Below are 24,605 nucleotides of genomic sequence, written 5' to 3'. Positions count from 1 at the left end.
ACTACTCACTTAATGAACTATCTTCTGCCCGATGATCTGCTTGCACCGCTCATGCCGCTTGAGCCGCCTGAACGACCGCCGCCGCCTGCTGGCCTGCCGCCGCCACCTGATGGTTTGCGGCCACTACCGCCACGGCCACCTTCGCGTTTAAAGCTGCCCGATCCTTTTTTGGATTGGCCTGCCACTAAGTTTGCTGCCATCGCCACAGGGCTCATTGGGTAAGGGTGTCCTTCCTCAACAGGAATCTCTTTTCCTATCAGTTTATGGATATCGCGTAAAAACAGGATCTCTTCCGAATCGCAGAACGACATGGCTATACCGTCGGCGCCGGCCCGGCCTGTACGACCGATGCGGTGTACATAAGTTTCGGGGATGTTAGGCAACTCGTAATTTACAACGTGGGTAAGCTCATCAATATCAATACCGCGGGCTGCAATATCAGTAGCTATCAGCACGCGGGTAGTACGGTTTTTAAAGTTGGTTAAAGCCCGCTGACGTGCGTTTTGTGATTTATTGCCGTGAATGGCCTCGGCAGTGATGCCAACCTTGTTCAAATCTTTTACAACCTTATCGGCACCGTGTTTGGTACGGGTAAATACCAGGGCAGTTTTAATTCCTTTATCTTTTAAAATGTGGATGAGCAATGATTTTTTATCATTCTTCTCTACATAATATAAGGCTTGTTGTATGGTATCAGCGGTTGACGATACAGGAGTAACCTCTATCCGTTCGGGATTGGTTAAGATGGTGTTGGCCAATGATGTTATTTCGGCAGGCATGGTAGCCGAGAAAAACAGTGTTTGCCTTTTTGATGGTACTTTGGCGATGATTTTTTTTACATCATTTACAAAGCCCATATCCAGCATGCGGTCGGCTTCGTCCAGTATCAGCATTCTAACCTGGTCAAGGTGTACAAAGCGCTGGTTCATTAAATCCAGTAAGCGCCCCGGGGTTGCTATCAAAATATCAACACCACGGCGTAAGGCATCAACCTGCGGGTTTTGTGATACACCACCAAATATTACCAGGTTTTTTAAGCCGGTATGTTTGCCATAAGCCGTAAAGCTTTCGGCAATCTGGATAGCCAGTTCGCGGGTTGGGGTAAGCACAAGCGCCTTAATAGCTTTTTGCTCTTTATGGGCCATCCTGTCCTGGAACAGTAACTGCAAAGTTGGCAACGCGAAGGCGGCGGTTTTACCGGTGCCTGTTTGCGCGCAACCTAATAAATCGCGGTGATTTAGTACGATAGGAATGGCTTGCGCCTGTATAGGAGTGGGGGTTGTATATCCCTCGGTTTTTAAGGCCTTGAGGAGAGGCTCAATTAATTTTAAATTTTCGAATGACATGTTTGTTTGAATGTGCAGATGTGCAAATTTCAGATGTGCAGATATGCTTGTAATATTATAGACTGATATGCCTATGTTTTTAACGAGGCATAATTTTCTGCAAAGATACGCTTTTTTATGTTAAGATTAATTTGAACGGACCAAGGGTTACTTTGCTGATAAAAAAGGTATCGATGATATCTAAATAATTATAAAAAGATGGGCAAAAAAAACATCGCCATAATTACAGGTATAGCTATATTTTGCTTTTCGTGCATTTATGATCCCGGAAATAATGATATCACTATCATTAACAGTACCGCCGCCTCATTATATTATTATGTTCATGATTATAAATCCGAAAATGAATATACTTATAACTTTGCTTATGATTCAATAGCCGCAAACGATACAGCTAAAAGGCAGTATGATATAGCCTATAACATTAATGGTAATCAGTTATCACCGCATGATACCATCCACCCTTCAATTAACGCCTCGAGTTGGAAAATTAAGGCAGCGGATAAGGGTGGGTTAACTTTTTTGTTTTATAGAAGAGATATTCAGCAATTGCCGGAGAATACACCGCTTACCTATAAAAATATCTATAAAAGAATTGATTTAACAGTAGGGCAGTTGGATAGTCTGAAATATAAAATTGAACTCGAAAACTAAGCCGTAACCGCTTTCCCGGCAGCTGCCTGCCTTTTTTGCTCACGTTCGCGCATAAAGGCGTTCAATAGTAGTATGCCTACACCAACCATAATAGCTACATCGGCAATGTTGAATATGCCGGTTTCAAAAATGCCAAAGTTCATGTGTACAAAATCGGTTACGCTGCCATAAACGGCCCTATCGTACAGGTTACCTATGCCACCTGCCAGTATTACAATAATGCCGGCCTGGTTAAGCAGTGTTAAACCACGTTTTAATAACACGTATAATAAGCCCCATGCCAATGCCGCTGCCGGTAAAACCGAAAGCAGGATAAAATGCCATGGATTGGGCAACTTATCGCCTATGCTTAAAAACGCGCCGGTATTCTCGGCCCTGGTAATGGTTAAAAAGTCTTTTATAACGGTTATAACAATGGCAAAATGAATATGATCACGAACATATATCTTGCTGACTCTATCGGCCCCGATAACTAAAGCTAAAAGCAATAACAACCACAATCCCCTCGAAATCCTTTTCTTATCCATCAAAATTTAGTACTGGTATTTTGTTTATAACGTAACAGGCGTTACATAAGTTGTAGGCCTGTACATCAATTGCGGCCCCAAATATTGGTCATTTTTATAAAAAAGAGCCATCTGTTTTGTTTACAGATGGCTCCCGATATCGGTCGAAATTATTTTTTGTAGAATTTAAAATCCTTACCAATGAATTTTGCGTTTGCGCCTAATTCTTCTTCAATACGAAGCAATTGGTTGTATTTGGCAATCCTGTCTGAACGTGACGCCGAACCGGTTTTGATTTGGCCACAATTTAACGCTACAGCTAAATCGGCAATGGTAGCATCTTCAGTTTCGCCCGAGCGATGGCTCATTACTGAGGTATAGCCGTTAGTTTGTGCTAAAGTTACCGCGTTGATGGTTTCTGTTAACGAACCAATCTGGTTTACTTTTACCAGGATTGAGTTTGCAGTATCCTCGTTAATACCACGTTGTAAACGTTTGGTGTTGGTTACAAATAAATCATCACCTACCAGCTGTACAGTTTTGCCCAGTTTTTCGGTTAATAATTTCCAGCCATCCCAATCATCCTCGGCCATGCCGTCTTCAATCGAAATAACAGGGTATTTGGCAACAAGTTCAGCAAGGTATTCAACTTGCTCGGCGCTGGTGCGGATAGCACCTTTTTCGCCTTCAAATTTGGTGTAGTCGTATTTGCCGTCTTTGTAAAATTCAGATGCAGCGCAGTCAAAAGCTATAAAGATATCTTCGCCTGGTTTGTAACCTGCTTTTTCAATAGCTTTCAAAATGGTTTCAACACCATCTTCGGTACCTTCAAAAGTAGGAGCAAAACCACCTTCGTCGCCAACAGCTGTTGATAAGCCACGGTCGTGCAGAATTTTTTTCAGGTTGTGGAATACTTCGGTACCCCAACGTAAAGCCTCAGAGAATGAAGGAGCGCCAACCGGCATAATCATAAATTCCTGGAAAGCGATAGGCGCATCAGAGTGTGAACCACCGTTGATGATATTCATCATCGGGATAGGTAAAGTGTTGGCATTTACACCGCCAATGTAGCGGTATAAAGGCTGGCGGCTTTCTTGTGCTGCCGCTTTTGCAACTGCCAATGAAACGCCTAATATAGCGTTGGCGCCAATTTTACCTTTATTTTCGGTGCCATCAATTTCAATCATCAGGGCATCAATGCTGTTTTGATCAAATACATCAATACCTTTTAATTCGGGAGCTAAAATGTCATTTACGTTGGCAACAGCTTTTAACACGCCTTTACCCATGTATTTTGTTTTATCGTCATCGCGAAGTTCAACAGCTTCGTGCATACCGGTTGATGCACCAGAAGGTACCGCGGCGCGACCGAATGCACCATTCTCAGTTAATACTTCTACTTCGATAGTAGGGTTACCGCGCGAATCTAAAATCTGGCGGGCGTGTACGTCAATTATTAAGCTCATTTTTTTATTGTCAGATATTTGTAATATGTAAACCGGCGGCTAAGTTAGCAGCAAAATCAAGAAATCACAATCGAAATTTTGTATTTGTTATCATTATTAATCAATAATGTCAAAGGGTAACAGCAATTTAACATGAAATTAAAATGTTTTTATGCTGATTTTGCCTTTAAAAGGAAAAATTACGGCCTTAATCGGTCGTAGTAGGCACATGTTCACGCTGCACAGCATTTTTGCGGTTAATGCGATACATCAGCATCAGCATAATATTGCTTTTGGCGCTGCTTTGGATGGCTGTATAGTTACGCTGATTTATCCAGCCGGCCTGTACTATCCAGCTTTTATCAACCTGGTAACCCAAAGCGGCAGATATGCGGTTACGCTCGAAATTAGGTGCCCGGTTATTAAAAAACACCTCGTCGAAAACCGAGATAAACCAGGTGCTGGCAATAATTTTTTTGTGGTTTAAGGGAATAAACATGTTTAAGCGATATCTGAAACGGTTGCGGTAGTCGCCATTTACCCAACGCTGCTCTATACGGTAACGATGTTCGAATTTAAGACGGTCCAGAAACTGGTTAACCGTCATCTGCTCCCAAAACCTGAATTCATTGGTTGTTGGGCCTTTGTCAAGATCGGTATAATCATAAGTATGATAAGTTCCTGTGCCAAGCAGGGCTGTAAAATTTTTATCCAGATCGTAACTTACACCTGCTTTTGCCTCGTAGTACTGAAACTGTTTAAACACGCCGTTTGTTCGGGTTTGAATTTCGGAGTATCCGCCCCATTTATGGGCACTATCGCCCGGTAATACAACGGTGGCTATACCCCAAGTACCTAATTTGCTATCCTGGGCCTGTACGCCCGATGCCCCAATAATAAGCGCCAATAAAAACAAGTAAAATTTGTTCACGTTAAATCAATGTTAATAAAATGCAAATATCTACTTTATTAACATTAATTTAATGTTGATGATTAAAATTATTTAACTGGAAGTCCGTCGGGGAACATGGCCGAAGATACTTATGCACCAAATTAAATTATTAAGGCGATGCCTTCGGGCCGGCTATCCGCTCATACTGCACAGGCATTAGGCCAATGTCATTAAGTTAAGAAAAACAAAAGGACAAATAATATCGAACACTGAATTTCAAATGTCCAACGCCGAAGTTTTTCTTCATTATTCGATATTGGACATTCGGTGTTCGATATTAAATCGACCATAATTCCTTAACTTAATGACATTGGGCATTAGGCGCGGGCCGGTATCTGCTTTTATCCCTATCGCGAATTGTATGAATCAGAATTTACAGAGTTTGAGAATGATCAGGATACGTCAAACTGGAATTTTTCGAATTAAATAATTAGCAGAATTTTGTCTGAACCGCGATTTATCTGATTAACGGATTCCAGGATTTCTGAGTTTGCAATCAGAATCAAAAAAATCGAATAATTTGCTTAATAATCCCAGTTCAGAATACCCAAAAAACTTACGAAGTTTCATAGAAGATACTTCGGGTCTTAATTCTTGACTCTAACCTCTTGATTCTCCCCCTATTCCCATTTAAAAGTTTTGATCGCCACAGCATAAACAATAACAAACCATATCAGTAATATCAGCAATTGATGTGTTACATCTGCTAAGCCTGCACCTTCAAAAGCCACTTTTCGCATAGCATTGTTTAAGTGCGTTAAAGGCAAAGCGTTGCTAATTACCTGTAGCCACTTGGGGAAAGCTGTTACCGAAAAAAAAGTGCCCGACAGTAAAAACTGAGGCATGGTAATAATGTTTGACAGGGGAGGCACTGTACCCTCGTTTTTGGCAATGCCCGAAATGATAAAGCCAAACCCCATAAATATAATGAGCCCGAAAGCCGAGAGCACCAGCATATTAACTACCGTGATAAACCCGTGGATAAGCGTAAAGCCAAACAGGTAATGGCCTACCAATATAATAAACAGCGCCCCCAGTAACGAGAAGGTTATCCTGGCCAAAGCCTCGCCCAAAACAATGCTTGATCGTTTTACCGGTGTAGCAAAAAAACGCTTGATAACCAACGTTAAACGTAAACTCAGGAAAACAAAGGCAGTACCAAAAACGCCGCTGCTTAAAATGGAAAAACCTAACTGCCCAGGTAAGATGAAGTCGATGTATTTATAAGCGCGGCCTGATACGGTAGTTTCCTCCAGGTGCACGGCTTCTGGTATTTTTAAGCCCGATACGGATTGTATTTTGGCTATTTCGGCCAGCTGTGCATTGTAGGAAATATTGTTCAATATCGATTTTAAAATACCTCCTTTGTTTGAAGCCTGGCTGTATTGTATCTTGATATTCAGCGGCTGCATAGGCACCAACGGCTTAATATCTATAATAGCATCTATTTGCCCTTTAGCCAGGTTCTTGTTCATATCATCTGTTGACTGATCTGTTATGAAATTTATCAACTGTCGCTGTTTGAGTTGCTGATAAACCTTTCCTGCAGTATCACAGCCTTTGGCAACACCAACATCAACAGAAGGGGCCCCGCCACCTATATTGGCAAACACCACTATAAATATTAAAGGGAAGGCCAACGTAAACACAACCGCCGATGGGCTGCGCAGTATGGCCCTGAAACTTGCCTTGGCAATAGCCAGGGTTGCTTTTGTATTGCTATATCTTTTTTTGTTCATTAGTTCACTTGTTCATTAGTCTTTTCTGGCGGCGTTATTGGTCATTGAGTCATTTGCCTGCGGCGTGATTAGGTCATTATTTTTTTCTAACTGCAAACTCAAAACTGCCAACTGTAAACTTGCTCCCCCTTCAGGGGGCCGGGGGGCTACCCTTCCCGCCATTCCTTGCCCGTCAGGTTTATAAAAACATCCTCCAGGTTGGCCAGTTTAACTTGTTTTTTACGCTCGAAACCGGTTTCTACCAGCTGGTCAATAAAATGGTCGGGGGTATCTATACCGATGATATGGCCGCCGTCAACAAAGGCTACCCTGTCGCATAACACTTCGGCCTCGTCCATGTAATGGGTGGTTATCACAACGGTTGTGCCCTGGTCGCGTATTTCGCGGATCAGGTCCCAAAGGTTGCGGCGGGCCTGCGGGTCAAGGCCTGTTGTGGGTTCATCTAAAAAGATGATGCGTGGGTTATTAATAAGCGTAGTGGCGATAGAAAAACGCTGCTTTTGCCCGCCCGAAAGGTCTTTATATTTTGCTTTGGCTTTATCAACAAGCGCAACTTTTTCCAGCATTTCGGTGGGTGTTTTGTCAACCCCATATAAGCCGGTAAACAGTTCAATCAACTCCGATAGGTTAAGGTTGGGATAGTAGCCGGCGGCTTGTAGCTGTACGCCTATGCGCTGTTTGATGCTGTCTTTATCGGTATCAATATTAAAGCCATCAACAGTGATTTCGCCCGATGTTTTTTCGCGCAGGGTCTCAATAACTTCAAGGGTGGTTGTTTTTCCGGCGCCGTTTGGACCAAGTAAGCCGAAGATCTCGCCCTCATAAACTTCAAAGCTGATGCCTTTTACGGCTGCAAAATCGCCGTAGTTTTTTACCAGGTTTTTTACAGTGATAATGGGTGGTTTTGCCATAGGGTAAAAATGCAATAGAATAATGAAATAACCATGAATTATTTAGCCCCCTCTAAATCTCCCCCGGAAGGGGGAGACTTTTGTTTTAAGCCCTCCCAACCGGGGAGGGTTTGGGAGGGGCTCGCTCTTTATATTTTTGGTTACGGGCTCATCGTACTTTTAACCGTTTTATCTTCGGCTGCCGATTTCGCCCTGTTCCGGTTCGTTTTATCTCCCTTTTTGATAACGTTGTTTTTTATAAATAGCATTATGGGAGTACCATTGATTTATATTGAACCTGGCAATCACAAGCTCCCCCTTCAGGAGGCTGGGGGCCTATTTTATCAGGTGACCTATGGAGTGAATAATAGTTTCGGCGTGCTCGGCAGCTTTAACTATCAGGTGGATGATTTGTATAGCAAGTAAAGTTTTCATGGTGATTGCGATTTGTTGATTCAAAAGTGCAAACAGAATGGGCTTTTAGCTATGGTTATTAGGCGAAGCAAAGCAAACTTCCGGTAAACGGCGGAAAATTACCGATGAATGATATCCGAAAATGAAGAGCTGCCGGTAAACATCAGGAAATAATTTGGATGGAAGGCTTTATGATATTGGTATTTGGTGCGGGATTTATTTCGATACAATTTGTAGTTGTTCTGAAATCTATTTTTATCTATTTTTAATCGCCAGTTATTAAAACCAAATGAAAAGATCTTTATCACTACTCCTGATAGTTTTATTTTGTGCTACAGTTAAAGCCCAGTTCAAACCTATTGCCGAAGGACCTGTTTTTAAGGAACCCGAAGATGGTTTTGCCAAAATTCTGGAAATGAAGAGTGGGGGAACCTTGTTTTTTCGCATTACCAATAAAGATGGTATCGATATCCGCGTTTATGATCCAAGCCATAAAGAAACAGTGGTAACCAATGTGAAACCATCATACGGCAAATTAAAGCAAGGTTATATTGAGGGTGTTTTTGAAATTAACGGCGATGCTGTTTTACTGATAAGCGAAGTGGATTCCCGTACCCCTGTTTTATACAGGCTGATAGTTGACGCGAAAACCGGCGCATTAAAAGACGATAAAAAGATAGGCGAACTGAGCCGCGTAGGTTTTATGCAAGGCTATGCCATGGCCTTTGGCGATGTGCCCATGCCCGAGTTTTATGTGCGCAAAGATCCTAATAGTGATAACTATGCTGTGGTAAAGTTTAACTCCTTTGAATCGGAAAGAAGCAAACGAATAGAAATTGTAACTTATGGGGCCGATAATAAAGAAACCGGCAGGGCTTTTTATGCCTCGCCCGAAGAAAAATACAAATACCTGCGCTATGTAGATATGGCTGTTATTGGCAGCGATAAAGTATGCGTGCTGGCCTACGGCTTTAATACCAAAAATAGCGGCGGCAAAGAGAGCGAACTGATTATGGCCAACCTGGATAAAGGCGCTACCGCTGTTAACTTTACCGAACTTGGTTTTTCAAAAGACCTGATAGTTGATAATGGCATTGCCCGTTACAGTCCCGCTACCAAATCATTAGTATTGATTGCTTTAGCCAGAGAAAAACAAAGCAGCAATAGCTATATTCCGCTGCTTGCTTTTGTAAATCCTTTTGAGCGAAAGATAAATAGGGTAGACCCAATATCCCCCTCCGAAAAGCTGGGAGGTTATAATGGCTTGCCACAAAACCTTTTTGTAAATGCCGATGGCACCTTCACTGTGGTATCTGAAAAGATGACCATAGACACGCACACCGGAGGTTCGTATGGTGGTAGTATTACCGAAACCATTTTGGGCGATATGGCGGTAGTTAACTACAGCAAAACCGGCGAGATGGTAAGCGAGTACCTGATCCGCAAAAATCATGTGCTTAATCAAACATATTTGCAGCCGTTTTATCACTCTGTGAGGGAGGGTACAGCGCAAACGCTGGTTAAAGGGAACCAGTTTAAATCATTTGCCTACCTGGATGGAAAAAGCAAAAGTTTTATTTTGTTTAACGATACAGAACGCAACAACGATAAACAGGAAAGCGGAAAACTGGTTGGCATCAAGGGTGTGAGCGATTGCGACGGCTTCTACTATCCCCTCGCCGGTGCCGCCGTTACCCCAAAAAGAGATTATGTTTTTGGTAATCCTGCCAGCAAACGCGACCACGATCTTGGCCTTTTCTCGATATCTGATTATGATCGTAAAAACGATTTGTATATCACCCTTGAGCTATCAAAAGAAAGCGGCAAAAAAGGTGTAAAAGTTGTTTGGCTGCAGCCATAAAAACAAACTGCCCGGCGGGTATAAACCTTCAGGGTAGTGTTAAGTCAACAGTACTAAGTCTTAAGTCTAAAGTTGATTTTTTTCCTTCCTTGACTTGGAACTTAAGACTTTGGGCTAAAGACCATCCGTCAATTTATCGATGACACGACAGTAGTTTGTTTTAAACTTTCATTCGGCTATCGCCAGCAAACGCTTCCACTCCGGGTGGCGTTTTAAATAAGCGATGATATATACGCAAAGGGGCACAATTTTCAGGTGATGTTCTTCAATATAGTTAAAAGCCTTTTCAACAAGCGCTGCGGCAACGCCGGTGCCCTCCATTTCGGCTGGCACTTCGGTGTGTATAAGGTAAATTTTATCGCCCTTTAATTTGTAATCAATAAAGGATCTGTTGCCATCTATAATAAGTTCAAAATTATGGATGGCCTGGTTATTAATAAGGGGAATGTCCTGGTATTTCATGTTTTTTTAAATTTGCGCCGAAACTAAATTAACAACAAAATTAATAAAGCCGTTTTGTTATTGTATTTTTAGGCAAATGTTGCTGATAGGTTAAAAAAGAAAGCAAGCAAAGCGGTTTAGTATGTTATTTAACCGGTCACAAACGTCTGATATTAACTTAGTTGTTTGTGTTTTTTAATTTTAATTAATTTTGATTTGTGGTTCTATTTTTATAGAATTACATGTAGAAACATCCCTGGTTTCGCCGTTAATGAAAACTATTGTGAAGCAGTTTAAGTGTATTTTACTTCAGGCTATATTATTGTTATGCTTTATCTGCGCTTTTGCACAGGTAAAGCACCCGCGATATTTGGCCGGCAACAAGAAAAAAACTGCCGCTGCTACACCGGTTAAGCCGGTAAAGGGCAGTGCGCAGTTTCGCGAGTTTTCAAAAATTTTGGCCAATGCTAATGTTACTTTTACGTTCCCCAAAGGTTTCAGGGAAATACAGGCTGTAAACAATGAGAATTTTTCTTTTGATTACGCTATGGAAATTCCCGGACGCGAGTTTGAAATATGGTTCCAGGTAAAATCCTTAAAACAAAACTGGCTGAGTTTGGAGCGCAACCATGAGCAGCAAAATCCCGATTCATCATACCTGGAGGTTGGTAAAGCACAGGCAACCAATTTTTCTGGCGAACAGGAAAATCTTGTCAGGTCCATTCCTGCCAATGTGCTGGCGCGTTATAATGCCGATGCAGGTAAATCGTACCTGCTAACGCTGATGGACATGCCCGAAACCAAGAGCTACAAATACGCCCTGCTTATTGTTTTGCAGCGTAACCATACCGGCACTATTATGGCTGTTTGTTTTACCAACGAAAAAGATCCCGAGTTTTTCAGGAACATTGACAGAGCCAGCAATTGCCTCAAGTTTAAGCCCCATTAATAGACACACTAATTCGCACCAATTTAAGGCGAATTTCACGAATTGAGGAGTGGATTTTCTTGTCAGTTAATCATGATAGTCATGAGATTCGTGAAATTCGCTTTAATTAGCGTGCATTCGTGTATTTCAGATATAATGTTAATAAGTTGACAGTTTTGAACACTCAATTCATTGCCGAAACTTTATTTTTGCAGATAGGTGCATAGTGACACCTGTTTTAAAATTCTACTTTATAAATGGCAGAACCAGTTAATTACAGTGAAGATAGTATCCGTTCGCTCGATTGGAAGGAGCACATCCGTTTACGGCCCGGTATGTACATTGGTAAACTGGGCGATGGCTCGGCTTACGATGACGGGGTATACGTATTGCTTAAAGAAATTGTAGATAACTCGATTGATGAGTTTGTGATGGGCAGCGGCCGCACCATCGAGGTTACTATGAGCGATCATAAGGTATCTGTGCGCGATTATGGCCGCGGCATCCCGCTGGGTAAGGTTATTGATTGCGTAAGTAAAATAAATACCGGAGGTAAATATGATAGCAAGGCCTTCCAAAAATCGGTTGGGTTAAATGGTGTGGGTACCAAGGCGGTAAACGCGCTATCAAACAATTTCATCGTACAATCGTACCGTGATGGCCGCACCAAGCTGGCCGAATTTGCCAAAGGCGAACTGATTCGTGATGAAGCTGAAAAGGAAACCACCCAGCGTAACGGTACCGCTATCAACTTTATACCCGATGATACCATTTTCAGGCATTACCGGTTTATCCCGGAGTTTGTTGAAAGCATGATATGGAACTATGTGTTCCTTAACTCGGGCCTTACCATAAACTTTAATGGCCAAAAATATTTTTCGGAACGTGGGCTGTATGATTTGCTTACCCGTAATACCGACGTAGAAACATTGCGCTATCCTATCATTCACCTTAAAGGCGAGGATATTGAAATAGCCATGACCCACGGGCAGCAGTATGGCGAGGAATATTACTCGTTTGTAAACGGCCAAAACACTACGCAAGGCGGTACCCACCAGCAGGCTTTCCGCGAGGCGGTTGTTAAAACAGTCCGTGAGTTTTATAAAAAAGAGTTTGACGCTGCCGATATCCGGGCATCAATAGTGGCCGCCATAGCCATCAAAGTACAGGAACCTGTTTTTGAATCGCAAACCAAAACTAAGCTTGGCTCACAAAATATTGGTCCGGAGGGGCCATCGGTACGTACCTTTATTAATGACTTTGTTAAAAAAGAATTAGATAACTATCTCCACAAGAATCCGGCTGTTAAAGACGCATTAGAAAAACGCATCCTGCAGTCAGAGCGTGAGCGCAAGGATATTGCCGGCATTAAAAAACTGGCCAATGAACGCGCCAAAAAGGCATCGCTGCACAATCGCAAACTGCGCGATTGTAAGCTGCATTTTGAAGATACCCACGAGCGCCGCCAGGACACCACACTGTTCATCACCGAGGGTGATTCGGCCAGTGGAAGTATCACCAAATCGCGCGATGTAATGACCCAGGCAGTTTTTAGCTTAAAGGGTAAACCGCTCAACTGCTTTGGCCTAACCAAAAAGGTAGTTTACGAAAACGAAGAGTTTAACCTGCTGCAACACGCCCTTAATATTGAAGATGGCCTGGATGCCCTGCGGTACAACAACATCGTAATAGCTACCGATGCCGACGTGGATGGCATGCACATCCGCCTGCTACTCATGACTTTCTTTTTGCAGTTTTTTCCCGACCTGGTAAAAGCCGGTCACGTTTTTATCCTGCAAACGCCGCTGTTTAGGGTTCGTAATAAAAAAGAAACCATTTATTGCTACAGCGATGAGGAGCGCCGTAACGCCATAGCCAAATTAGGCAACAAGCCCGAGATAACCCGCTTTAAAGGCTTGGGCGAGATATCGCCCGACGAATTCGGCTTGTTTATAGGCAAAGATATCCGCCTTGACCCGGTGATACTGAAAGACGCCAACATTAAAGGCTTGCTGGAATACTTTATGGGCAAAAATACCCCAACCCGCCAAATGCATATTGTAAACAACCTGCGGGTTGAAAAAGATGACGAAAGCATTAACCCGCTGGTAGCCGAAGAGGCCGAAGGTGTGGCATTGCCGGTGGCGGTCTAAGGTTTCTGAACTCGGATTAAGCTGATTTATCAGATTTTTGGGATTTTGATTGCAGCTTAAAATCTGACAAATCCAAAAAATCTGTTTAATCGTGGTTCAGACAAAAAATTCTGTAAATCTTTCGCAATCCCGAAATCGTGTCATAATATTCATTACCTTGTATCCCCCTATTCTTTAAATGGATAGGGGGATAGTTTTTTATATAACTTTTAAAAAAAGAACCCTCTCTTTTGGAGAGGGCAGGGTGAGGCCATGACTAACCACGAAATTAAAATAGCTTTCGACGAATACGACGCTATTGAGCAACTTGATAAAACCGATTACAAACTGTGCCTTGAAGCAGCCGAAGCGTTAAAAAACTCCCATTCGCCATATTCAAAATTCAGGGTAGGGGCCGCATTGCGCCTGCGAAGCGGAAAAATTATTTACGGCAGCAACCAGGAAAACGTAGCCTATCCATCCGGCCTATGTGCCGAGCGCGTAGCATTATTTTACTGGGGGGCGAATCATCCCAATGATCCTGTTGAAGCCATGGCTGTAACCGCGCAAACTGATGAGTTTGAGCTTACAAGGCCTGTAACGTCATGTGGCTCATGCCTGCAGGTATTGGCCGAGGTTGAGAAAAAACAAAACAAACCCATTAAAATTATATTATATGCACAGCAGGGGCCGGTTTGGGTAATACAAGGCATTGAAAATCAATTGCCGTTTTTGTTCTTTGAAGAACGCCTCACTACATAAACCATGAAATTAAAACTCCTTTTATTGCTGATTGGCTGTGCTTTTACCACTTACGTATTTGCGCAACAAGGATTCCCGTTTGATAACGAGATCAGGGCCTTTAAGCACCAGGATAGCATCAGCTTCCCCAAAAAGGACGGCATTTTATTTATCGGCAGTTCATCCATCCGCCTTTGGGCCGACCTGGAACAACGCTTTGCCGATAAGCCTATTATTAAACGCGGCGTTGGCGGCAGCACCATCGAACAATTGGTTGATTATTATACGCCTTATATCCTGGTGCCTTATCAGCCCCGCAAAATATTCATCTACGCCGGCGAAAATGACATAGCCGCCGGCAAATCCGGGCAATTTGTAGCCGATGAGTTTGCTAAGCTATGGGGTATCATTCATGCCAAATTGCCTAAAACAGAGGTCTATTTCATGTCGGTAAAGCCAAGCCCGTCGCGCATTAAATATTATGCCGAAGTATATAAAGCTAATGCCCTGATAAAAGCCTACCTGAAGAATAAGCCCCAAAGCCATTATATTGATTTAGTGCCGGCCATCTATAAATCAGGCACAACCCAGACAGACAGTAGTTTATTTAAAGGCGATTACCTGCATTTAAACCCAAAGGGCTATGATAAATGGGAAAAGGTGCTGAAGCCGCTGGTGCGGTAGGTAGGGAAGTTAAGGAAAACACGAATTTCACGAATTAAGCGAATTGTCACAAATCTTGGAGGTCAAGAATTATCTAATTGATTAAGAGTAGGAGTTTCATGCGTTTAAGTGAATGATCTCAAATCTCTACGGCTGCGAACCATTTAATTGAGTTAATTGAAGCTGATTGGTAAAGTTCGTTTAATTAATGCCATTCGTGTTTAGTGAAAATTCGTCCCATTCGTGAAATTCGTGTAAATCACATTCGTGTCAAATAAAAAAGACCCCGCCTGGCGGGGTCTATACTTACTTACATTATAAACACTAAACTAAAACTCTCTTCTTTATTTAAAAACGCTGTACACGTTGGTAATTTTCCATCCTTTGCCGGTATTGGCAACTGTTACGTAGTTGGTGCGCACAAAGCCATCAAACTGCATATCAACTTTTACTACGGCCAGGTCGGCGTTGCTTTCCATGATGGTAGTGCTGGTGGTGCAATTTTGCTCGATATTTTTGTTTGATTTTATCGATTCAATCATTTCGTTTTTGGTAAAACTTAACACGTTTTTACCACGTAACATATTAAATTTAGCCGATTGATCAACCACATCGCCAAGGCCCTGGATTTTGCCGCGAGTCATGGCGTCTACATACGTATTTATTGCGAAATTGCGGGTTAGGTTATCGCCTTCTGAGGTTACATTGGCTTTGGCTGCGCCACATACTATTACTAAAGCAAATGCTGCGATTATTGATTTTAAGGTTTTCATATTGTTGTTGTTTGGAGGTTATTTGTTTTTTAATTTATATCTATAAGACAGCGGCACTATTCCATTCGTTACAGCTAAATCAATAGATTTGTACGATTTAACAAACATTTAACAATTGGTATTTTTTATTAAATATTTAGCAACAGAAATATAATATATACCGCGCTATGGTTGATTTTACTACCATTATTTTGCAATTTGCTGAACAGGGCGAGAAAACCGGATGGACTTATATTGAAATTCCGGCCGATTTAGCGCAGGAAATGAAGCCTGGGAACAAGAAATCCTTCCGGGTAAGGGGCAAACTCGATAATTTAGACGTACGCGGGATGGCCCTGATGCCCATGGGAGAGGGCAATTTTATCATGGCGCTAAAAAAAGATGTTTGCAAAGCCCTGCACAAAAGTCGCGGAGCTATGCTGCGTGCGCAACTTGAACCCGACGACGACTTTAAATTTGCCATCCCTGCCGACCTGCTGGAGTGTTTTGAATACGAACCCGAAGGTGAGGCGTTTTTTAACAGCCTTGCCGAAAGCCACCGCGGCTATTTTATAAAATGGATAGATAGCGCTAAAACCGATGCCACCCGCGCCAACCGCATAGCCAGTACCATAAACGCTATGGTAAGGCGAATGGATTACGGGATGATGCTGAGGGAATTAAAAAAGGCGAGGGAGTAACAATACCTTATTAATGAGGAAAATAAACTTAAATTGTCAGTTAAAAAAGGTAATATTTAATGGCATTGCTTTAACAAAATGCATAAATGATAATAGCAATACTTAGATTTGCAATTCATCAATAAAAAGAATGGTAAAATTATTTGTTGTGGGAATACCCCGCGATATGGACGAGATTGAATTACTCGAGATATTTACCTTGTACGGCCAGGTTGAACAAGTAAAGATCATTACCGACATTGATACAGGCCAAAGCAAAGGGTATGGTTTTATTAATATGACAGATCAGCCCGGTGCCGATAGGGCCATCGATGCGTTAAACGGCTCAACAATTGACGACCGTGAAATCAGCGTACGCGTAGCCGACGACAAACGGCCTGCACCAGAACCTCCAAGGCAACCTTTTAAAAAATCCTTCACACCCAAAAATCAATACCAAAAGGTAAACCCGCGAACATCAAACGAAAAACAAAAACGGCCAAGAAGGCCGCTTTGATGTTTTAGACCGCCTTTTTTACTGCTGCTGTTTAGGAATAACGTTTTTTGCATCAGGCTAAATTTTAATATATTAGCGTGATATAAATGAACTAAACTAACGCCTAAACCGTATGGAAATTCTTGAACAGGAAGATAGAATACATGAATCGGTTTACAGTGGCAAACAAAAATCGAGTATTGTAAATAAAAATGATTTGGTTCAGATTGTATTTAATCGGGAAACAAAGCAATTGGCTATCAAGGGTAAAGATACTATTGATGTTTTTACACCATAAATTATGTGCTTCTATTTCCCCATCAACAACTCATCTATTAACTCATCTGTCAATACCGTTCGTTCATTATCGGTTTTCCACTTGCCACTGCTCGGCGGGAAAGCATTGCGCGAATACCCAACTTTGTTTTTAAAATCAAATATGGCGTGGCAGTAGTTATTGATTAATAACGAGGCTAATTGCCAGTCGTCGGTCCAGGCTATTTTAATATTGCAGGGGATGGCTTTATCCGTTATATCGGCTACATTATAAATATGTACGGCATCCTGAATTGCCTGGCCGGGCATTTTTCCTATCGCATAAAAATATCCTGTTGTAAGGTCATCCTCAAAAACAACACCATGCGACGAATCAGGAACAACGCTATCCAAAAATGTATCCTCACCAACAATAAATTCTTCTTCTACCTCTAAAATCATAGGGCGAAGTTACGTTAAGGCGGTGAATTTTATTTAAGATCGAATTAACAGAATTTAACATTATCGAAAGCAACGGATAGTAGGAATAGAGTATATCTTTATTTTATATGAAAAGGCCGTTACTGATCTTATTCACAGTGTTAAGCATGGCGTTGGCAAGCAATACAGCCACAGCACAGGTAAAAATAGGGTACATTGATCTTAAGGCTTTAATAGCGCAAATGCCCGAGTCAAAGGAAGTAAAAAAGCAGGTAGATGCTTATCAGCAGCAATTTGTAGACCAACTAACAGCCATGATGAATGAATATATTTCTGAACCACATGATTGGCCCAGGAAGCTCACAGATTCCGCCCGTATAGCTATCACTAAAAAGTTACAGGCTATTCAGAAAAAGATGGAAGATGTACAAAATAAGGGATGGGAGCTGGTTGCGGCGAAAAAGGAAGAACTGTTAAAACCTTTATCGGATAAAGCAATAGCGGTACTTAGCGAAGTAGCCAAAGAAAACGGAATCAGTTATGTGATAGATTCGTCAAAAAACACCAGGCTAATTGTTGCTTTTGTCGCTTCGGACGAAATTAACCTAATGGATGCCGCGAAAGCCAAATTAGGTATTAGGTGAAAATTCGGCGCCTGATCAGAAAATTTCTTCCTTAACCAACGCCGGCAGATTGAATATCATCCACCTTCCAGTCATCCGGAAACGGAATCTCCTTCATAGTAACTTCCTTAAAGCCCGGCACCTTAAAATCCAATCCCGATTGGTTGTAATAGAAAAAAGGATTGATTTTAAATGCCTCGTAGTCGGCCAGCATTTGCTGTTCTAATTTTATTAACCGGTTACGGTATTTGCTATCAAAAGGGGCTTTATCTGGTTTTATAGCCAATAGCCTCATAATATGTTGCAGTAGGTTATAGCAGGTGGTAAACTGTCCGCAGGCTATGATACAGGCTTCGCTATGTTCTTGCTCGGTTGATTGTTTATCAAACCACAACGTGGTACCCATATTAAAGGCAACCTGTGCTACAATCTGGATATCGCGGCTGGGGTTAAGCTCCGGCGGGGTTGGCGAATGATAGCCATCATTGGCTTCGCGGTTAATGTTGTTTGAAAAAGAAAGATCATAAATGTGATTGCCCTTGCCCCGGTTTTTCCACTGCGGCGAAAAGTAAAATTTATTGTAAAGCAGTTGCCTTATCCGCTTTAAAAATATGCTCAGGTTAAGCATCAGTACCGATTGCACCCTTGCGCTTATCATTTGTTTAATAACGCTTAAGGGTGTTTTTGCAAAATAACCAACCAACACTGTAATTATTCGCTCGGTAAAATTCTTTTTAAAGTTTAATATCAACGCCGAATTGGCAACGCCTAACAACTGCTGCCTTAAATAAAGCGTTGCTACCAAAAAAATTAGAGGGACGGTAGTGAGTAACGAGCAACCTATTGTTAATAAAGCACAATTGTGTTTTACACCGTACCAGGCGCCCACCGATAATATGGCAATAACCGCCGCGGCTATCAGCATCAATCCCCTTATGGATAGTTCCCAGCCCTTTTTTACTTCGGGCATTACATAAGGCGTAATAAAATGGCTGCCAACATCGTTAACCATCAGGAAATCAAAATGTCGCAGGTCGGTTTCGTGCCGGGTGCGGCGGCCATCGGCATACATCATGCTTTGCAGGCCCTGGTTGTCGGTAATGCCGCCATCCATCAGCCCAAAGTTTTTCTTGCTTATAAATTCCTTTTCCTGTTTATCGCCGGTTTGCGGCAGCATGGTAAGTGCCTTTTTTAGGTCTGCCGGGTACAGGCCGGGGTAAGTAAAATCATCAGGAAAAACTATAGGCTCAAAACCTGCAGGGAAACATGACGATGCCGCCAGTATATCGCCCAGTTTTAGTTTGCCTGCCGTTTTTTCGTCCAGGTATATCACCATATTGCCATAGGTAAAATAGGGGTCTTTACCGGCAGCGGGCACCAGTTTGATATCCTGCCTGAAAGATTGGCCTGTAAAAAACTCGGTGGCATTAAAGCAAACTTCCTGTAAGTGTTTACCGGGCGTCCCGTCATGGCAAAGCGCTTCAAGGTTGGCATGATCAAATAAATATTTATCATAAGCCAGCGCAAACGCGTTAATGATATTACGGCTTTTAAGCTCCCTGGTTTTCCAGTACTTTTTATCGGCCAGCATTTCCATCGCGTGTTTTAATAGCTCATCGCCGGTTAGCGCCGTTAAAAGTTTACTATAGTAATCGCCGAAGCTTTTTCCCTTGCTGTTGTAAAGGGCATACAGCGTGGTTGCTATGGTACCGCCCGATGCCGACGACATGTAGCTAACCTTTTGCAACAGGCTTTGTCCAAAAAGCTCGTCGGCGGTATCATCAAATTTTACTTTGTCGAGGTATGATAATACCCCTAACGCGAAGGAAGCCGCCCGAAAGCCACCGCCCGAAAATGCGAGCGCGATGCTATCAAACGGTTTAATTATGGTAACCTCCAGCTTGTTTTCTGATAGAGGTTCAGGAGCGGCTATCTTATCCATAATAACATAGGCTTGGTTATTTAAAATTAGGTAAAATATTATATAATAGTATCTTGTGCAAACAAAAAGCTAAAGTTTATTTAAGCTGATTTGGCGGTTTATTATTAATATTGATGGTAAGTTGATTTGGAAACAGGTTAGGCAAATCGCAGTATACAGCGTACTTGAAATGGGGGGGGGGGGTACAATAGATACCTTAACGCGCATTATTTTTAATGTGATAATTGCCTTTTTTTCAAAATCACCTAAAAGTATGACCCGGAATATAAGCCCTTACTGCAATTTTGGACGTGCTTTAAAACTTAAATAAAAAACAATGAGAAAAAATATTTTGGTTTATGGGTTTATTGGCGGCCTCATAGCCGCCACATGGGCCGTTATTGTAGAAGCAATGCTGGCCGACAGCTTAAGCTTAAATACGCGAATGGTGCTTGGCTATACATCTATGATCATAGCCTTTTCGCTCATTTTTGTAGCCGTAAAAAACTACCGCGATAATTACAACGGCGGTATAATTACTTTTGGAGGCGCACTTAAAATCGGGCTTTTAATAACGCTTATAGCATCCACGGTGTATGTTATTGTTTGGATGATAGACTATAGCTATTTTATCCCCGATTTCGGCGAAAAATACCAGGCCCAGGTGTTGGCTGAATTGAAAGCGGGTGGAGCAAGTGCCGAAGTCATAAAAAAACAAGGAGCCGAAATGGCTGTCACGATGGAAAAATACAAAACAAGCCCCGGTTTTAGGATGATGTTCACCTATTTGGAAATTGTGCCGGTTGGCATCGTGGTATCTTTAATAGCCGCGCTTATACTTAAAAATAAATCTAAACAAACTACTGTTGTGTCAACGATGAATTGACGGATAGCCTTTAGGCAAAAGTCTTAAGGTCTCAGTCAAAAAAAGGAAAAATTACCTTTGGGCTTGCGACTTTGTACTGCTGACTTAACACTACAATGATCTTATAATTTAAAACAGAAACTAATAAATATGAAAAAAGTAACGGGCATAGGCGGCGTTTTTTTTAAATGCGAGAACCCGCAAAGTATGAACGAATGGTATGTCAAAAATCTTGGACTACCCGTTGGCCAGTACGGAACAACGTTTGAGTGGCGCGAGGCCGATGATCCGTCGAAAACAGGATCAACATCCTGGTGTACGTTTCCGCAGGATACCAAATATTTCAATCCCTCAGCAAAGCCATTTATGATTAATTACCGGGTAGAAAACCTGGTTGCGCTGGTTGAGGAGTTAAAAAAGGACAACGTGACCATTGTTGACGAGATTGCCGAGTATGACTATGGCAAATTCGTGCATGTGCTCGATCCTGAAGGGAACATTATCGAGCTTTGGGAACCGGCAGATGAATAGCATCAAGGTAATGTGGCTGGGTAAAACATAGTTTAGGTATCGGGTATCGTGTTGGGTTTTCAAGGCGGGGGGCAGCCCTGTCGAAGGGTCGCGCGGAGAGGCCTTTGCCTGCTATGCTTCGACGGGCTACCTATGACATGTTTTCTTTTCGAGGTGCGTGGGCCTGTCACCCTGAGCCTGTCGAAGGGTCGCGCGGAGAGGCCTTTGCCCGCTATGGTTCGACAAGCTCACCATGACAGCCCTTTTCACGATGTCAGTCCCCCTTTAGAATTTCGCCAAATTTTATCACTACCCATGACATGTTGGTGTTTACAAAAACATTCGCTGAAACGCGGCCTCGACTCACCCGGCCGACGCTGCGCTGGGCCACCCTCTCTCCGGCTGAAGCCGCAAAGAGGGTTGGTGAAAGAAAAACAACTTTTTCGCCCCTCTATGCGCGAAGCGGAGAGAGGGCAGACGCCCCGATAGTTATCGGGGTCGTCGGGGTGAGTCGTCGCCGCTACTCGCCACCACATTGCATTTTCTTAGAATATATAAGTACTTTTACAAAGTCAAATACTTGTTACATGCAGTTGTAAGTATCTCACTTACAATTGGTAAAATTCTTTTGGCAAAACACAAATATCAAATAAAATTAAAGCAGGCTAACTGCTACCCCCATGGATAAAATTACCGATAAATACCATCAGCCGGTTAATGCGGGTACTAAGCGCCCGGATCTTTTATTTGATTTAAAGGAAGTATCCAAACGCACTTACCAGCTGGGGCTTTCGGCCTTGTCGCTGGGGGTGTTTTTATCGGTTTATGATGCCTTTATCAGCATGTATGTGTCGTCGTTTTTGCTGGCTTGTTTTTGCCTGGCTATTTTAATGTTTGTGGTATTAAAATGGCAGGATGCTATTAAAGATCTTACCATATCTATATTTTCGGTCATCTGCGGGCTGCTGGTGTGCCTGGTACTGCTTGAAGGGTTGCAAACCGACCAGTACCTGTACTTTTTCCCCGCCCTGATAGCCGTACCCCTGGTTATCGACCTGAAGCATAAACACGCCAAAAAGCCCGGTATTTTTGTGGGCATCATGATATTTGCCTTTGTAGCCTGTATTGTTATTGGTAACTACGTACCCCCGCTGGCCGATTTTACGCCCGGCCAGGCAGCCCGGCTTGCGCTGGTTAACCGCTTTACGGCGCTTGGCTCCACCATTGTGCTGGCGGCGCTGTACACCTTTTTCGAAAAAAAGTATATTGAAGAGATAGTTACCCAAAGCGATAGGGTTATCAATACCAAAACCCAGTTCCTGGCCACTATGGGGCACGAGTTGCGCACACCCTTAAACGGCATCATTGGCATTGTAAACCTGCTGAAGCAGGAAAACTCGGCCTCGCGCCAGGCCGAGTACATCAGCATCCTCCAAAACTCGGCCGACCATATGCTGCAGCAGGTAAATGATATTCTTGATTTTAATAAGATAGAGGCCGGTAAGCTGGAACTGCACCCCATCACCATCAATTTAAGCAACTTTTTGCTCAACGTATGCCTACCCTTTAAAGTGCTATCGGCAAACAGCAATGTTGAGGTACTGGCCGACATTGACCGCCAGCTGGACATCCTGATACTGGCCGACGATATGCGCCTTACCCAGGTGCTCAACAATATTTTTGCCAACGCCCTTAAATTTACCGGTAACGGCTACGTAAAGCTAAAAGCCACCTGCCTTAAAAAAACCGACAAGCAAATAGCCGTGGATTTTGTGATTGAAGATACCGGCATCGGTATTGATAAGGCCGACCAGGAAAAGATTTTTGAAGGCTTTTGGCAGGTGTACCACGAGGGCACCCGCGAGCTTACCGGCACCGGCCTGGGCCTAACCATTTGCAACCGCATATTGCAACTGATGGGTGCCAAACTATCGCTCGAGAGTGAAAAAGGCAAAGGCAGCAAGTTTTCATTCGGCTTAACCTTCAACATTGCCCATGTGGCGCCGCTTCCCATACCGCTAAAACCGGCGGCAGGCAACGGCGACCTTAAATTACTAAGGGTACTACTGGCCGAGGACAACAAAATAAACATGATGGTGGCCAAAAAGGCCCTCACCAGCTTTGGCGCCACGGTTGATGCCGCCTACGATGGCGTGGAAGCCCTGGCCCGGCTGGAAGATTTCCCCAACTATGATGTGGTACTGCTCGACCTGGAAATGCCCGTAATGAACGGCTACGAAGCCGTTTTCGAAATAAAAAAGAAATACCCGCTGGTACCCGTCATCGCCTTCACCGCCTCGCTTGTTGACCAAAAAATGCTTGCCGACCTGCTGGCCAGCGGCTTTAACGATTGCATCCTTAAACCCTTCAACCCGCAGCAGCTATCAACCGTTATTAAAAAACATACCGGGGTTAAAGAAGGGGTGTAGTGTGATTTCGGATTTCGGATGTTCGATTTTTAACTGTTGTTTGTTATCAATGGTGTTAAAGAGGGCTACGCCGTTTCGGATTTTTTATTTTCAGTCCCCTCGGGTTCTCTCAACGAGGAACCTGAGGGACGATGTCCGTCGTGTCCAAATAATTCATCGCCTGGTACGCCGCCTCAGGGTCCTTTTTCAAAGAGACCCCGAGGGGACAAAAATCTTAATTCTTGATTCTAACCTCTTGACTCTTTTTATTGGGCATGTCCCCCGCTGGTAGAAGCGGGTGCCGGGCTTTTCGTTCATACTGCGCAAGGCATTAGCCACAGGCCGGTACCCACTTCAATCCCTAATGCAGAAGTTGATGAATCGTTTGGCTTTGTGCTTTGCTAAAACATCGTGATTTGCATGCGGCACACCCCGGTATTACCGGGGTGGTAGCGGGAAGTGTTTGTTGTAGTGAGGACGGCGCGAGAAGTTGCAGCAGGCACACTTGCCCTGGCGGTCAATTTGCAGTGAAGCTCATAGATCGGAAGTAACCTCCATTATTGCCTAACATATAGTTTTTCAATTCAACAGAATTATAAAATGTAGTAATATCTGGAATAGGTACACCTGGATTAGAAGACCAGTCAATTTCTACAGACACAGTATTATTTAAATACGGTTTATATTGAAATGTATATGAGCTGTTGAATATCAAAGTGTCTTTGTGCATTACTGTATGATTTTGAGAATTTTTTTCGGTAATAGCAAACACATAATAGCCTTTGGATGTTGTTTGTACTTTTACGATACTGCCTAATTTAGTTGAAACAGGAGGATCAGGTGTCGGTGTGGGATTATTTTTCTTTGAACAACTTGCGCACGCGAAAGCGAGGATACAAATAAGTAAGAATTTATTCATGATAATGATTTAGTGACCGCGAA

General features: G+C 42.8%; 24 protein-coding genes. 13 read left to right on the top strand and 11 right to left on the bottom strand.

Annotated elements, in window-relative coordinates; genetic code table 11:
* Positions 1–17: 17 nt before the first annotated feature.
* Positions 18–1,346, bottom strand: coding sequence for a DEAD/DEAH box helicase (locus tag AC1RM2_RS06575; protein WP_492984203.1), 1,329 nt, complete (start codon positions 1,344–1,346; stop codon positions 18–20).
* A 198-nt stretch (positions 1,347–1,544) separates the two neighbouring features.
* Between AC1RM2_RS06575 and AC1RM2_RS06570 the strand changes: the two genes are divergently transcribed.
* Positions 1,545–2,000: a hypothetical protein gene (locus AC1RM2_RS06570; protein ID WP_492984202.1), complete on the top strand. Its 456-nt coding sequence runs from the start codon at positions 1,545–1,547 to the stop codon at positions 1,998–2,000.
* Here the strand turns inward: AC1RM2_RS06570 and lspA are convergent.
* The 5 genes from lspA to AC1RM2_RS06545 form a co-directional block, all read right to left on the bottom strand.
* Entirely contained in the window at positions 1,997–2,527 is a 531-nt protein-coding gene (gene lspA / locus AC1RM2_RS06565; RefSeq protein WP_492984201.1) for a signal peptidase II, read from the bottom strand. The genes AC1RM2_RS06570 and lspA overlap by 4 nt on opposite strands.
* 149 nt (positions 2,528–2,676) lie before the next feature.
* Positions 2,677–3,972 (bottom strand): phosphopyruvate hydratase, encoded by a 1,296-nt coding sequence (gene eno / locus AC1RM2_RS06560; RefSeq protein WP_492984200.1) that lies wholly within the window; start codon positions 3,970–3,972, stop codon positions 2,677–2,679.
* A 187-nt stretch (positions 3,973–4,159) separates the two neighbouring features.
* Positions 4,160–4,882 carry a DUF2490 domain-containing protein gene (locus tag AC1RM2_RS06555; RefSeq protein WP_492984199.1) on the bottom strand — a complete coding sequence of 241 codons (723 nt, stop codon included), beginning with the start codon at positions 4,880–4,882 and terminating at the stop codon, positions 4,160–4,162.
* 641 nt (positions 4,883–5,523) lie between these two features.
* On the bottom strand, positions 5,524–6,642 hold the full coding sequence (locus AC1RM2_RS06550) for an ABC transporter permease (RefSeq protein WP_492984198.1): 1,119 nt from the start codon (positions 6,640–6,642) through the stop codon (positions 5,524–5,526).
* 146 nt (positions 6,643–6,788) lie between these two features.
* Positions 6,789–7,553 (bottom strand): ABC transporter ATP-binding protein, encoded by a 765-nt coding sequence (locus AC1RM2_RS06545; protein WP_090651231.1) that lies wholly within the window; start codon positions 7,551–7,553, stop codon positions 6,789–6,791.
* 682 nt (positions 7,554–8,235) lie between these two features.
* Here AC1RM2_RS06545 and AC1RM2_RS06540 point away from each other — a divergent pair.
* Complete coding sequence (locus AC1RM2_RS06540; protein ID WP_492984197.1) at positions 8,236–9,807, top strand: hypothetical protein; 1,572 nt, start codon at positions 8,236–8,238, stop codon at positions 9,805–9,807.
* A 168-nt stretch (positions 9,808–9,975) separates the two neighbouring features.
* Here the strand turns inward: AC1RM2_RS06540 and AC1RM2_RS06535 are convergent, their stop codons facing one another.
* Entirely contained in the window at positions 9,976–10,269 is a 294-nt protein-coding gene (locus AC1RM2_RS06535) for a GNAT family N-acetyltransferase (protein WP_492984196.1), read from the bottom strand.
* Between the two features lie 262 nt (positions 10,270–10,531).
* On the opposite strand from AC1RM2_RS06535, the gene AC1RM2_RS06530 reads away from it, so the two are divergent.
* The 4 genes from AC1RM2_RS06530 to AC1RM2_RS06515 all read left to right on the top strand — a co-directional run bounded on the left by AC1RM2_RS06530 (position 10,532) and on the right by AC1RM2_RS06515 (position 14,733).
* Entirely contained in the window at positions 10,532–11,197 is a 666-nt protein-coding gene (locus tag AC1RM2_RS06530) for a hypothetical protein (protein WP_492984195.1), read from the top strand.
* Positions 11,198–11,433: 236 nt separating this feature from the next.
* Entirely contained in the window at positions 11,434–13,329 is a 1,896-nt protein-coding gene (locus tag AC1RM2_RS06525; protein ID WP_492984194.1) for a DNA topoisomerase IV subunit B, read from the top strand.
* Positions 13,330–13,581: 252 nt separating this feature from the next.
* A complete protein-coding gene (locus AC1RM2_RS06520; RefSeq protein WP_492984193.1) occupies positions 13,582–14,070 on the top strand; it encodes a cytidine deaminase in 489 nt (162 codons plus the stop codon).
* A 3-nt stretch (positions 14,071–14,073) separates the two neighbouring features.
* On the top strand, positions 14,074–14,733 hold the full coding sequence (locus AC1RM2_RS06515; RefSeq protein ID WP_492984192.1) for a GDSL-type esterase/lipase family protein: 660 nt from the start codon (positions 14,074–14,076) through the stop codon (positions 14,731–14,733).
* Positions 14,734–15,056: 323 nt separating this feature from the next.
* Here AC1RM2_RS06515 and AC1RM2_RS06510 read toward each other — a convergent pair whose 3' ends face one another.
* The gene (locus AC1RM2_RS06510) at positions 15,057–15,485 is read right to left on the bottom strand and encodes a nuclear transport factor 2 family protein (RefSeq protein WP_492984191.1); all 429 of its coding nucleotides are present in this window, start codon (positions 15,483–15,485) and stop codon (positions 15,057–15,059) included.
* Between the two features lie 167 nt (positions 15,486–15,652).
* Here AC1RM2_RS06510 and AC1RM2_RS06505 point away from each other — a divergent pair, with 167 nt between their 5' ends.
* The 3 genes from AC1RM2_RS06505 (at position 15,653) to AC1RM2_RS06495 (ending at position 16,938) form a co-directional block, all read left to right on the top strand.
* Positions 15,653–16,165: a YdeI/OmpD-associated family protein gene (locus AC1RM2_RS06505; protein ID WP_492984190.1), complete on the top strand. Its 513-nt coding sequence runs from the start codon at positions 15,653–15,655 to the stop codon at positions 16,163–16,165.
* 130 nt (positions 16,166–16,295) lie between these two features.
* The gene (locus AC1RM2_RS06500; RefSeq protein WP_492984189.1) at positions 16,296–16,661 is read left to right on the top strand and encodes an RNA recognition motif domain-containing protein; all 366 of its coding nucleotides are present in this window, start codon (positions 16,296–16,298) and stop codon (positions 16,659–16,661) included.
* Between the two features lie 112 nt (positions 16,662–16,773).
* The gene (locus tag AC1RM2_RS06495) at positions 16,774–16,938 is read left to right on the top strand and encodes a hypothetical protein (protein ID WP_492984188.1); all 165 of its coding nucleotides are present in this window, start codon (positions 16,774–16,776) and stop codon (positions 16,936–16,938) included.
* 11 nt (positions 16,939–16,949) lie between these two features.
* Here AC1RM2_RS06495 and AC1RM2_RS06490 read toward each other — a convergent pair whose 3' ends face one another.
* Positions 16,950–17,357: a DUF2251 domain-containing protein gene (locus tag AC1RM2_RS06490; RefSeq protein WP_492984187.1), complete on the bottom strand. Its 408-nt coding sequence runs from the start codon at positions 17,355–17,357 to the stop codon at positions 16,950–16,952.
* Between the two features lie 107 nt (positions 17,358–17,464).
* On the opposite strand from AC1RM2_RS06490, the gene AC1RM2_RS06485 reads away from it, so the two are divergent.
* The gene (locus tag AC1RM2_RS06485; protein ID WP_492984186.1) at positions 17,465–17,980 is read left to right on the top strand and encodes an OmpH/Skp family outer membrane protein; all 516 of its coding nucleotides are present in this window, start codon (positions 17,465–17,467) and stop codon (positions 17,978–17,980) included.
* A gap of 31 nt (positions 17,981–18,011) precedes the next feature.
* On the opposite strand, the gene AC1RM2_RS06480 is transcribed toward AC1RM2_RS06485, so the two are convergent.
* A complete protein-coding gene (locus AC1RM2_RS06480; RefSeq protein ID WP_492984185.1) occupies positions 18,012–19,901 on the bottom strand; it encodes a patatin-like phospholipase family protein in 1,890 nt (629 codons plus the stop codon).
* A gap of 316 nt (positions 19,902–20,217) precedes the next feature.
* Between AC1RM2_RS06480 and AC1RM2_RS06475 the strand changes: the two genes are divergently transcribed.
* The 3 genes from AC1RM2_RS06475 to AC1RM2_RS06465 all read left to right on the top strand — a co-directional run bounded on the left by AC1RM2_RS06475 (position 20,218) and on the right by AC1RM2_RS06465 (position 23,684).
* Positions 20,218–20,766, top strand: coding sequence for a DUF4199 domain-containing protein (locus AC1RM2_RS06475; RefSeq protein ID WP_492984184.1), 549 nt, complete (start codon positions 20,218–20,220; stop codon positions 20,764–20,766).
* Between the two features lie 129 nt (positions 20,767–20,895).
* A complete protein-coding gene (locus AC1RM2_RS06470) occupies positions 20,896–21,276 on the top strand; it encodes a VOC family protein (RefSeq protein WP_492984183.1) in 381 nt (126 codons plus the stop codon).
* 659 nt (positions 21,277–21,935) lie between these two features.
* A complete protein-coding gene (locus tag AC1RM2_RS06465) occupies positions 21,936–23,684 on the top strand; it encodes an ATP-binding protein (protein WP_492984182.1) in 1,749 nt (582 codons plus the stop codon).
* Positions 23,685–24,180: 496 nt separating this feature from the next.
* Here the strand turns inward: AC1RM2_RS06465 and AC1RM2_RS06460 are convergent, their stop codons facing one another.
* Positions 24,181–24,582, bottom strand: a complete 402-nt coding sequence (locus tag AC1RM2_RS06460) for a hypothetical protein (protein ID WP_492984181.1) — start codon at positions 24,580–24,582, stop codon at positions 24,181–24,183.
* Positions 24,583–24,605 lie beyond the last annotated feature (23 nt).

This window comes from Mucilaginibacter sp. GW822-FHT03E02 (genome assembly GCF_058801545.1).
Note: the sequence above shows the minus strand (reverse complement) of the source record. Positions and strands in the feature narration are given on the sequence as shown.